General features: G+C 58.8%; 12 protein-coding genes and 1 riboswitch. Of the genes, 5 read left to right on the plus strand and 7 right to left on the minus strand.

Annotation, left to right across the window (positions count from 1 at the left end):
* Positions 1-60: 60 nt before the first annotated feature.
* Positions 61-780 (minus strand): GntR family transcriptional regulator, encoded by a 720-nt coding sequence (locus ACT3UQ_RS10620; RefSeq protein ID WP_096289157.1) that lies wholly within the window; start codon positions 778-780, stop codon positions 61-63.
* A 275-nt stretch (positions 781-1055) separates the two neighbouring features.
* Between ACT3UQ_RS10620 and ACT3UQ_RS10625 the strand changes: the two genes are divergently transcribed.
* A complete protein-coding gene (locus ACT3UQ_RS10625; RefSeq protein ID WP_255248542.1) occupies positions 1056-1931 on the plus strand; it encodes an inositol monophosphatase family protein in 876 nt (291 codons plus the stop codon).
* A 62-nt stretch (positions 1932-1993) separates the two neighbouring features.
* The gene (locus tag ACT3UQ_RS10630; protein WP_141393624.1) at positions 1994-2206 is read left to right on the plus strand and encodes a hypothetical protein; all 213 of its coding nucleotides are present in this window, start codon (positions 1994-1996) and stop codon (positions 2204-2206) included.
* Positions 2207-2252: 46 nt separating this feature from the next.
* On the opposite strand, the gene ACT3UQ_RS10635 is transcribed toward ACT3UQ_RS10630, so the two are convergent.
* From ACT3UQ_RS10635 to ACT3UQ_RS10655, 5 genes are all read right to left on the minus strand, one after another.
* Complete coding sequence (locus ACT3UQ_RS10635) at positions 2253-3926, minus strand: thiamine pyrophosphate-binding protein (protein ID WP_096289161.1); 1674 nt, start codon at positions 3924-3926, stop codon at positions 2253-2255.
* Positions 3926-4912 carry an agmatinase gene (gene speB / locus ACT3UQ_RS10640; protein WP_096289163.1) on the minus strand — a complete coding sequence of 329 codons (987 nt, stop codon included), beginning with the start codon at positions 4910-4912 and terminating at the stop codon, positions 3926-3928. The genes ACT3UQ_RS10635 and speB overlap by 1 nt, the downstream gene beginning before the upstream one ends.
* A 171-nt stretch (positions 4913-5083) precedes the next feature.
* The gene (locus tag ACT3UQ_RS10645) at positions 5084-6106 is read right to left on the minus strand and encodes an ROK family protein (RefSeq protein ID WP_444637090.1); all 1023 of its coding nucleotides are present in this window, start codon (positions 6104-6106) and stop codon (positions 5084-5086) included.
* A 34-nt stretch (positions 6107-6140) separates the two neighbouring features.
* Positions 6141-6554 carry a hypothetical protein gene (locus ACT3UQ_RS10650; RefSeq protein WP_096289167.1) on the minus strand — a complete coding sequence of 138 codons (414 nt, stop codon included), beginning with the start codon at positions 6552-6554 and terminating at the stop codon, positions 6141-6143.
* 138 nt (positions 6555-6692) lie between these two features.
* Positions 6693-7256, minus strand: coding sequence for a helix-turn-helix domain-containing protein (locus tag ACT3UQ_RS10655; RefSeq protein ID WP_096289169.1), 564 nt, complete (start codon positions 7254-7256; stop codon positions 6693-6695).
* Between the two features lie 215 nt (positions 7257-7471).
* On the opposite strand from ACT3UQ_RS10655, the gene ACT3UQ_RS10660 reads away from it, so the two are divergent.
* From ACT3UQ_RS10660 to ACT3UQ_RS10670, 3 genes are all read left to right on the plus strand, one after another.
* The gene (locus tag ACT3UQ_RS10660; RefSeq protein WP_096289171.1) at positions 7472-8059 is read left to right on the plus strand and encodes a DinB family protein; all 588 of its coding nucleotides are present in this window, start codon (positions 7472-7474) and stop codon (positions 8057-8059) included.
* Between the two features lie 472 nt (positions 8060-8531).
* Positions 8532-8644, plus strand: a riboswitch (SAM riboswitch).
* A gap of 18 nt (positions 8645-8662) precedes the next feature.
* Entirely contained in the window at positions 8663-8929 is a 267-nt protein-coding gene (locus tag ACT3UQ_RS10665) for a hypothetical protein (RefSeq protein ID WP_096289173.1), read from the plus strand.
* Positions 8930-8991: 62 nt separating this feature from the next.
* On the plus strand, positions 8992-10095 hold the full coding sequence (locus ACT3UQ_RS10670; protein WP_096289175.1) for a VIT1/CCC1 transporter family protein: 1104 nt from the start codon (positions 8992-8994) through the stop codon (positions 10093-10095).
* A gap of 67 nt (positions 10096-10162) precedes the next feature.
* On the opposite strand, the gene ACT3UQ_RS10675 is transcribed toward ACT3UQ_RS10670, so the two are convergent.
* Positions 10163-11290 (minus strand): LOG family protein, encoded by a 1128-nt coding sequence (locus tag ACT3UQ_RS10675; protein WP_444637091.1) that lies wholly within the window; start codon positions 11288-11290, stop codon positions 10163-10165.
* Positions 11291-11303: the final 13 nt, after the last annotated feature.

Genomic DNA, 11303 nt, shown 5'->3' on the forward strand with positions numbered 1-11303 from the left:
GCATGCAACTGTATGGCAAGTGGCCTCGGTGTTCAAGACCACCGCTATATGTTTATGGCTTTAAAAGATCAATTCATCCAAGCGCGTCAAATAGCGTTCGGCCTCAAGTCCCGGGGTCCGCGCGCAGACAGCCGTCACGAGCATCTGCGCAGTACGAAGCACGTGGTTGCGCATCGCAGTAGCCGCGCCAGATGGGTCGCGTTCCAAGATGGACTTCATCAATTCATCGCGATCGCCGGCCAGGTCCTGGCTGGTTCTTGCCTGAGGAATCGTTACCTGTCCGTGCGCGAGCACCAGATTGCGCAGCTCCCCCACGATGCCGTCAAGCTTGGCGTTGTTTGCCAGGCCTAGCAGATAGAGGTGGAACTTTTTATCTGCCTCCAGCGTTGCCCGCCCGTCCCCGGTCTGCCCCACCTTAAGCATTTCACGGTGTAGCTCACGAAGCGTTTCGAGGTCTCCCTCGCTAGCGTTGAGCACCGCTCGTGCGGCTGCAGGTGGCTCGATGATCAGCCGGACCTGAAATACCTCCACGATGTCGTCTAGCGAAATCTGGTTCACGCGCACGCCACGATTTTTCGCGACGGTCACGATGCCCTCTTTTTCTAGTAGCTGCAGCGCTTCGCGGACCGGCGTGCGTGAAACTCCGAGCTTTTCGGAGATAGCAATTGCCGAATAATGGTTGTCCGGGGTCATTTCGCCGGACACGATAGCAGCGCGGATCTTGGTGGTGACTTGCTCGGTCAACGATTCTTTGGGCGAGATCGGTTGCATGCTACTCATATTTGAAGTCTATCTTCCCCTGTCAACGCGGGCGCTGAGCGCCCCGCAACACTTTTGCACTACGAGGTTTCGTACCTCGCGGATTCCGGCGCCGGCGTTCGCCAATACCGCGGCACCCCAGGCCATCATGCTCCTGAGTTCCTGCGGTTTTGAACGCTGTTGGGCCTCGGACTTACTTTGGTTCCCGAATGCTTCCTTACAGACTTCGCTCTTCTGCCAGCGTTCTCAGTCAATAAGATTAAGGTGCACTTAGAACACCAAGATAGGGTTGAACTGTGAATGCTCAGATGACCCCCGCCCGACAAGCTCTGGCCGAATCACTGCGTCAGGCAGCACTGATTGCTGCGCTCAAGGCGGCACCACGAGTTCGTGAGGCGTTCCGCGGAAGCGTCGGAGCCGAAGAAAAAACGAACGCCCATGATCTCGTCACCGATATAGACCGGCAAAGCCAAGAGATCATTACCCAATCGCTACGCGAGGCCTTCCCAAAGTCTTGGGTACTCGGCGAAGAGGACATAGCCGCGGACTCAGGCATAGCTACCCCGACCGAAGTGCAATGGATTGTGGACCCGATAGACGGAACCAGTAATTTCGTTCACGGCGTCGCGTTCTTCTGTATTTCAATTGCCGCGGCAATTGACAACGAATTGGTCGCAGCAGCAATAGTCGACCCGATCTCCGGAGATCAGTTCAGTGCCAATTATCAGGCTGCCTATCACAATGGGGAATTGTTGAGCCCAGGCAATCGACCTGAACAAGCACGCGCAAACTTGATGACAGATTACCCGGGAGCCGAGTCCATGCATAAGGACGGCCCATTGGCGCTTGAGCTCTTTGGGCAGTGGATTCAGGACTTCGCCACCGTGCGGCGCAAAGTTTCTGCCGCTCTCGGGCTCGCTCATGTGGCCGCTGGCTGGTGCGATGCAAGCGTGGGGTTCGATACGAAGCCTTGGGACGTGGCCGCGGGAGCGCACCTGATTCGAATGTCCGGCGGCAGTTACCGAGGCTTGGCTTTCGGCAAGCAGGTGGCCGCTGACCATCTCTGCGAGGGTTTCATCGCCCAAGGCCCAGGCGCCGACTACGAGTCGTTGGCTCGATCAGCCTCGCGGGTTCATCAGTTGAGAAGCCAGAGCCAAGTCAAACAAATCTGACAATACCCAGATTCTCATCCGGTGCACCACAGATTGCTTGGCTTCGGTCGTACCATGAGTGCATGACACCACGTATCCAACGAACTGCACATTCCGCCGTGCAGCATCATGGTGGCGGAGGGTTGATCATCGGAGGAATCGGAGCCATGTTGCTCTTCGGTATCTTCGCAGTGATGTTGGCAAGCCAGTCTCTAGACTGGGTGCCACTGCTCATAGGCATCAGCCTGGGCTTCTCCACATTAATGTTTGGCGTGGTTTACCACTTCACGCACTAACAAGAGTCACTTCGGCGCCCCCTTTGAAGGGCGCCGAAGCTATGCCTTACTCGCCTAAATGCGTCGGGGCGAACATGCGTAAGAGCGTCTGAACTACGATGACATTTGGGCCTTCTCCGGCGAATGACTCGCGTAACGCGTCACCGATCTGGTCTGCTTCGACCAGTCGCGCAGGAACTCCGAAAGCCTGGGCTAAGGCAACGAAATCCGGGCGTTCCAGCTCGGTGGCCGTTGCCTTGCCAAAGGCCCCTTCCATGTATTCACGCAGAATTCCGTAACCACCGTCGTCAACGATCAGCCAAGTGACCGGCACGTTGTGCTGTTTTGCCGTGGCTAATTCTGCAATGGAATACATCGACGAGCCATCACCCGAGACCGCGAGCACTCGCGCTTGCTCGGGCGTAGCTCCCTCGATCTGCAACCCGATGGAACCTCCAATGGCCGAGGGGAAACCGAAACCTAGTCCACCGGCACCCTGCGCCGAATGGAATTCTCCCTGGCGCGAATCCCAGCAACTCCAACCCCAATAAGCCGCAATGGTCATATCCCAGAAGGTCTGCATTTTCGCGGGCACCGCCTCGCGGATATCAGCCATGAACCTTCGTTCATGGTCCAGGCCCTGCTCCGCCAGCCGTGCCTGCACCTTTGCCAAGGTCTGGGTGACGACTTGAGTCGGGCTCTGCCCATGCCAATCTGGCGCGTTAGGCAGGCTTACTTCCTTAAGCTTCGAAGTTAGGAACTGCAACGCGGCCTTGGCATCCGCTCGGATACCCAATGCTGGCGTATTTGACTCAAGGACGCGCGGTTCGGCATCAATTTGGATTATGTGCCCACGAGGTGCGAGGGAGAAATAATTGCTGGAGACTTCGCCGAGCGCTGAGCCCACGACCACCAATACGTCAGCATCTTCGAGAACTTCGGTGACATGCCGATCCTCCACCCAAGATTGCAATGACAATTCGTGATCCCACGGGAATGCGCCATTGCCTCCCGGGGTGCAAAGCACCGGGGCATTGAGCTTTTCGGCCACCTCCAGCAATTCGTTTTCGGCCTGGGCACGACGGACACCTCCGCCTGCAACAACCACCGGCCTCTTTGCTTCCGAAAGCCAGCGAACCGCTTCATCGATCAATTCCACACGTGGTGGATGATCGTAGGCTTCGGCAAGGGCATCATGCACCGGAGGAATGAGCACCGATGCCAGCAAGACATCCTGCGGAACCTCGATCCAGACCGGTCCCATCGGCACGGTGATCGCCTGCGCCCAGGCATCTTGGATCGCCGAGGGAATACCCGAGGCGTGGTGCACCGTCTGCTGGAACTTGGTGACGTTTGCGGCCGAGGCCTTCTGGTCATCGAGCTGGTGCAGCATGCCTTTTCGGCGAGCGCCCAGTCCATCCAAAGGAATCTGGCTGGCAACCACCACCATGGGCACGCCGGTGGCATAGGCTTCCTGCAATCCGGCGAGGGCGGTCAGCGCTCCCGGGCCGGTAGAGAGGAAAAGCACTCCGACCTCTCCAGTGGCCCTGCTGTAGCCGTCGGCGGCGAAGGCCGAGTTGTTTTCTACCCGGGAAGAAATGAATTGCAGATTGGAGCGTGAGAGTGCGTCGAACAGCCCCAGCGCATGTTGCCCTGGAATGCCGAAGACCGTTTTCGCGCCGAGCGCTGTCAGCGTCTCAACGACGAGATCTCCACCGTTACGTTGTACTTCGTTGCCCATTAGTTGTTCTGTCCGTTCAGCTGGCGGTATTCGCTGATCAGGCTGATCAGGTCATAGGTGACATGTGAGGCAGCTACGCCGGTTAGCTCCGCATGATCGTATGCCGGTGCCACCTCCACGATATCGGCTCCCACGATTTTCAACCCGCGCAAGCCGCGCAAGATTTCTAGCAGTTCGCGGCTGGTGATGCCGCCTGCTTCCGGGGTGCCGGTGCCCGGTGCGTGCGCCGGATCCAGCACGTCGATATCGACCGAAATGTACAGTGGACGGTTGCCGATGCGGTCGCGAAGTTTTGCAACGATCTCTTTTGCGCCCTGATAGTAGACATCTGAGCTGGTGACGATGCCGAACCCGAAGCGTTTGTCGTCTTCGAGGTCTTTTTTACCGTAGAGCGGGCCTCGGGTTCCTACATGGCAGATCGCCTCGGTATCGAGAATGCCTTCCTCGACCGCTCGGCGGAATGGGGTTCCATGGGTGTATTCGGCTCCGAAGTAGGTGTCCCAGGTATCCAGGTGGGCGTCGAAATGCAGCATCGCTACCGGCGCACCAGCGCGTTGCGAGGCCGCACGCAACAAGGGCAATGCGATGGTGTGGTCGCCACCGATGGTCACCAGCGTTGAGCCGTCTTCGGTCAGTTCCAGCGCATTGTGCTCGATGGTCTCGATGGCCTCGTTGATGTTGAACGGGTTGACCGCCATGTCACCGGCGTCGGAAACCTGGCTCAAGGCGAAGGGGGAAACCTCGGTGGCCGGGTTGTATGGGCGGATCAACCGTGAGGACTCACGGACGTGGTTTGCTCCAAAGCGTGCGCCGGAACGGTAGGAAACACCGGAGTCAAAAGGCACACCGACGATCTTGATATCGGATTTCTGGACTTGGTCCAGCCGCGGAAGCCGTGCGTAGGTTCCGCCTCCGGCATAGCGCGGAATTACCGCGGCATTGATGGGTCCAATGTTCCCATTTTCTTCGATCCGGACTTCTTTCATGAGCGCTTCTTCCCGGCACACTCGACAAGAGTTGCCTAATATGAAACATGAGTTTCCTCCCATGCTATTTATCGGTGCGCTGACCGTCAAGGTGCAATCACCAAGGAAGCCACAAAAAACCGGTTCTGCTGGTTAAAACAGCGATCCCGCAACACCAATTGGGTTGCGGGATCAGGTCTCTGATTTGGAACATGAAAATGCGATGAAGCGAATAGCGCGTAGTCGCAGGCAGCGGGTCACCCGTGCCACCGGGCCAAGTCCGCAGCACCGATCAGCGCGGCATCGGAGCCAAGCTCGGCTCGTACGATGCGAGCAAACGGCCGGTAGCCTCGCCCCGGCAGCAGCTGCCGGTAGGAGGCCTCCGCCTGTTCGACCAGGGAAGTGGAAGCAGACCCTAGCCCCCCCGCCGATGACCACGACGCCAGGATCCAGCACAGCCGCAAGATTCGAAATTCCCCTCCCGAGCCATCGACCCATCTCTTCGATGAGCTCCATGCAGGCAGGGTCGCCATTGACCGCCAGCGCCGTCACCATCGCTCCGCTCACCTTGCCGGGGTCCGCTTGGCAGGCTTCACGCAAACTATATGCCCGCGGAGAATCCAGCCGGACAAGCTCTGCCCCTTCACGTCCCAGTGCGTTGCCCGACGCGTATTGTTCCCAGCACCCTCGATTTCCGCACGGGCAACGGTGGCCGTCCACCACCAAAGTCTGGTGCCCGAACTCCCCGGCGACGCCGAAACTGCCGCGCAGAATACTGTTGCCGAACATGATGGCGCCGCCGATACCCGTGCCAAGGGTCAGGCAGACGCTCAGCTCCTCGCCTCGTGCCGCCCCGAAACGATGCTCGGCCCACCCCGCGGCGTCGGCATCATTATTCAGGACGACCTTGCGGTTCATCTTCGATTCGAGGCGTTCACGCACCGGCTCATCACGCCATGCAAGATGCGGGGAGAAGAGGACATGCGAACCACTTCGGTTAATCCAGCCGGCGGCCCCGACACCCACGGGCATATGAGTATCCCCGTCGCTGAGCTCGCTGACTACCTCGGCAATAGAATCTTCGGTCAATGCTGCGCTCCGGCCCGGAGTAGGGCGGAAGCTCCGGCGAAGAATCCGGCCGTGGCCATCGACCACGCCGCCGGCGATCTTCGTCCCGCCGATGTCTATGCCGACCGCAAGGTTTTCGGTAGACATTTCACCCTTCCAATGCGTGCGTGTAGTTCAGCAGCTAGCTTTCGAAGGACTTCTTGCTGCTCGCTACCAATGCCCGGTCCACCTCATGGAACCCAAAACAGAAACCTGCCGAAAGCACGAAGGACTTAATTGCAATCTCGTCGAGTTCATCCGCCACGTAAACCAGCTGGACAGGCCCGGCAAGCACTAGTAGCACCAGCGTCCACACCGCATATACCCAAGAGGTTTTCGCCTGTGCCATCTGCGGGTATTGAGAACGGCGGTGAATAGTGCGTAAGCCGATGACCAGGATGACCCCCGCCAGAATCGCCGCCCCGGCGATGAAAAAATAACGTTGAGTGCGGATCAATGTCATGGTCACACCAATTAAGACACCGAGAATTGCAGACATCCACCAGCTCGCGGAGCGCAGTTCGACCAGTTCAGCCCGTGGCTCGCTTTCCGTCACGGAGCTCCCTTCGGTTATTTATCGGCGTCGAGAAAAGTTGTTGACGCTATGTCAAGGATACGCTTTGGGCTTTGCCCGGCCGAAACCCGGCACGGACGGAAAACGCGCAAGCCCTTCAAAAGCGCAATGCGGTTTTGGTCAGAGCAACAGCGTCCAGGTCACTACGGCGGTCCGGTCCGAAGTATTTTCCCAACTGTGCGGCTCACGGCCCGGGAAGGTTACCGTATCGCCCGCTTGCAGTTCAATGCGGTCCTCGGGCAGAACCAAGGTAAATTCTCCGGAAATCACGTGCAGAACTTCCACCTTGCAATCCACCGAATACAGCTCGGCCTCCCCCGAGCCCTGCGGCGCGACCTCTGCCCTAATCATCTGCACCCGGGTCTCGGCGCGGGGAGTGACCAGCTGTTCGGTGATCCCCTGACCGCCCAAGGCGATTCGCGGTGCGTGCTCCAACCTGACCAATTTGGTTTCAGGTACAGAGAAGAGCTGCCCGACTTCTAAGCCCAATACTTCGCAGAGCCTAAGCAATGTCGATACCGACGGGCTAGTCAAGTCTCGCTCCACGCGAGACAAGAACCCCTTGGTCAGTCCGGACATTTCAGCCACCTGGTCGATGGTCATTCGTCGGGTTTGGCGTACCCCACGCAAACGGGCACCGATATTAATCGACGAGCCGGTGGGCTCTACGGGCAGTGTTTTCATGCTCTCCCACCATTTTGACACCGGCGCAGCCCTAGATTGGCAGCACCCGGCCTACAATTCCGCTAAACCAATCCGGTTCAGGTTCCTACACTGCGTCAGTTTACCAATAGGCAACGAGAACTGCGCCGAGCTCACGCTTCAGTCCTGAAGTCAGCAACCAATCCCTCAATGCGCCGGCGCTGTTTATTCAATCGCCAAGAAACTAGACTCGGCACATGGATACCGCTGGCAATCCGTCCTCCAAGAGGCTTCGGACCTACTTGAACGAGGCCCGCAACACCGTGCTCTGGAAGTGCCAGGGACTCTCCGAGGAGTTGGCCCGCCGCCCCATGACGGATACCGGAACCCACATGCTTGGTGTCATCTACCACCTAGCAATCACCGAATACGGTTATTTCGGCGAGTGCCTAGGTCGTGTGCCCAACGATCGGCATGTGCTTCAACTACTGCAAAGCGATGAACCGCAGATCGACTTCCTGCCTCCGGCCAGCTTCTCGGTAGAAGATGTTCTCGCGTTGTACCGAAAATCCATCGCATTTGCCGAACACGCGCTTGACGAATTGAACTTAGAATCCCCGGCAGAGGTCCCCTGGTGGTCCGTGCATCGGCATACCACCGTGGAGCATCTTATTGTTCATATGATCGCGGAGACCTCCCGGCATGCCGGGCATCTCGATATCGTTCGAGAGCTTCTCGACGGACAGGTAGGACTGCGCGAACAGGCGAGAAATATCCCTGGATTCAGCGCTGAGCAATGGAAGGAACAACGCTCCTCGCTGCAGCGAATCGCCGAGCAGTCCTAACAACGATTCTTCGCCAAATCTTGCTCATAGCTCTGGCAGGGCACCGCCTCTAACAGGCCGCATAGGCTCGCGCTAGCTCGGATGGCCCTGACCGAGCCCAGCGACTAGGAGCACCACCTGGTGAAACTGCCGGTCCGTAGCCTGGCGTTGGTCCCAACGGACCAGAGGCGTTGGACCTGAGCGGCATATTGCGCAGCGATACTCCCGCGCGGCTCGGGCAGGCCTGGCGGCATCGACGGCGGGTCGGGAGGGGAGCCACTTGCCGGAGATCGGTCACCGGGCCAGCCACCGGTAGTGCCCGATGTCCAGATCCCCGCCCGGCGACCTTCGCCTGCGCCAAGCGCAGGGTTCTTGTGGGCGCGGTCCGTGCACCTCCCGGTGCTCGGCTCTGCTTCCCATGAGGCCCGCGAGAGCCGAGTATGACGTCTCACTACGCATCCGGACAGCCCACGGGTGTAGCATCGTGGTGTTGCTTCACGAGATGCGGCGCCAAGCTCCGACTGGCCGCACACCAACCCCAGGTTCATGGGTGGTTCGGATGAAGAAGCGGTCCGTACTCCAACCGGCTACGGGCAAGAGCTCTTTTAAGGGTCCACGATAGTTATGGCTTCAAACGTCCTTCCCATTATTGACCTGCAAACCGGCCAGGTGCAGTTTCCGCTTCGCGGAGTCTGGGTCAGCTACTACGTCACCGACCCGCACCTGCTCACCCGATTGCTAGCCAGAACCGTGGGTCCGCCGAGCTTCGACAGGCAGCGCGAGGAACTTTCGGTATTCGTGGCAGCCCGAGGGCAAAACCCTGGCGCCGCTAAGGTATTTAGTCTTGCCAAATTCCCAGTGCTCGACTCACTCACTAAACTAGGGGGTTGAACCTAACCCGGATCATCTGCCCGTGAATGATCCAATTCTGCCGCAGGAGACTCATCCCCGTGATGGCCCCAACCTCAATTCCCGAACCATCCAAGGCGCAGATCCGCCGCTGGCGCCAGTACATGGCCGATGAGGTCGCCGAAGGTGCGATCTACCGTGAACTGGCCGAAAAGCGCACCGGACAAGAACGCCAGATTCTCCGTGGGCTAGCCGAAGCGGAAGAACGCCACGAAAATTACTGGCGCGCTAAGCTCGGTGAACACGTGCGCCCGGTCCGTCCGTCGATGCGGCGCACCATGTTGCGTTTCATGGCCCGGCATTTCGGTTCGGTGTTTGTCTTGGCGCTGGCCCAGCGTGCCGAAGGCAACTCTCCTTACGCCACCGATCAGGATGCCGCGCCGCAAATGGCCGCGGATGAGCAAGTGCATGAGGAAGTCATCCGTGCTTTGGCTACGGCCGGCAGATCCCGGCTGTCCGGCAACTTCCGAGCCGCGGTGTTCGGCGCAAATGACGGGCTCGTTTCGAATCTGGCCTTGGTCATGGGCATCGGCGCCACCGGTGTGGCCTCGTCCCTCGTGCTCTTCTCCGGAATTGCCGGCCTGCTGGCCGGCGCGCTGTCCATGGCTGCCGGGGAATTCGTGTCAGTCCGTTCCCAACGTGAGCTTCTCACCGCGTCGCGCCCCACCCAAGTCACGCTTTCTGCCGCCCGTGACCTCGATCTTGACGCCAATGAATTGGTGTTGATCTACAAAGCACGTGGCATGAACAATGAGGACGCCGAACACCGCGCGGCAGAACGCATGGGGCTGTTTACCTGCGATTGCAACCCCTCCTTCTCACTCCATCCAGAAGTTCGCAGCGCGGAACTGGAACGCGAACATGAGGAGCTTGGTTCGGCACCGGGAGCCGCCATTTCTTCGTTCATGTTCTTTGCTTCGGGCGCAGTCATTCCGATCCTGCCCTACATCTTTGGGCTCACCGGGCTAGCTGCGGTGAGCGTGGCGGTCGCTTTGGTCAGCATCGCGTTGCTGCTCACCGGCGGCGTCGTTGGCCTGCTATCCGGTGCGTCCCCGCTCAAACGTGGCGTGCGTCAGCTGGCCATTGGCTTGGGTGCGGCCGCTGTAACCTACTGCTTGGGCTTGCTTTTCGGCACCACCGTGGCTTAGCTCCAAAAGCAGACTGCTGGCCGTTGCCCCAACATGACACAGCTTGAGGCAACGGCCACTATCGTTGTTAGAACCGCGTGCGGCGCCGCAATGGAGTCATTGTTTTAATGAATTCGACGGCTTCTTGCACGGTGTCCACCAAAGCTATTCTGCTTTCCATGGCCCTCCCGGCGGCAAGCGCCTGCAGCAATGGCCAGACCGGTAGCTTCCGTGTCCAATGCTCGCGGCCCACCAACACAATGGGAGCGACGCGAGCGCCGGTCGCGTAGTAGTTTTCGCAGGCGTCTTGGAATATTTCCTGGACTGTCCCGGCAGCACCGGGAAGCACAATGATTCCGCCGTTTGCCTGTTCGAGCAGGATGGCTTCGCGAATCGAGTTCGTGAAAAACTTTGCTATATGCGTGGCGAACAGGTTTGGTGGCTCATGGCCGTAAAACCAGGTGGGCACGCCCATTGAATTTCTCGTGCTGGGGTATTCTTCACGCACTCGCAATGCTGCACGCGCCCAGGCAGTCCGATGACGGATCGCGTCTGGAGCTTGTGCGAGGATATCCACGGCTCTGCCGGTAGCCGTTTTGTCATAGTCTGCAAGCCACGCGCCGGCATTTGCCGCTTCCATGGCCCCTGGTCCCCCACCGGTAACAATCGAATAGCCTTGGCCGGTTAGCATCGCACCGAGCCGCACTGCATCGGCGAATTCTTGCGTGCCACGTGTTACCGCGTGCCCGCCCATGATCCCGATCATGGGCGTCTTGGCAAATACCCCATCGTAAACAGCGCTCAACATCGCCTGACCAATATGGTGATCATGCAAAGTCGTTGCCATTGTGCTGTCATCGGGCGAAAACTCAGCCGGAGAATTCGCTTGCGAATAGGTATAGATCTGCGCGTCGGGCACCTGCGAGTAGGGGGCTTCTTTGATCCCCGCATAGAGCTCTAGCGGGGAGTAGAGCCCACGTTCATAAATATTGAACGGGAGTTGCGTTCCGGTACTCATGCATAGCCCGCCGGTTGCTTCTACGAGCGAACGTCCGGCATCGGAATAGACGCAATCAATAAAAAGACAGTTGGCAAGGTCCAGAGCGCTTAAAACCGAGTCCCTGGTTCGAAGATCAACCCGGTGAACGCGCCAGTTTCGGGCAAGCGATGCTTGAGTTTCGATGGCTTCGGCTGCGAGCCTGTCGAACTCAACCATTGTGGTGATATTG

It is taken from the genome of Glutamicibacter sp. AOP12-B1-11 (genome assembly GCF_052379245.1).
Classification (GTDB): Bacteria; Actinomycetota; Actinomycetes; order Actinomycetales; family Micrococcaceae; genus Glutamicibacter.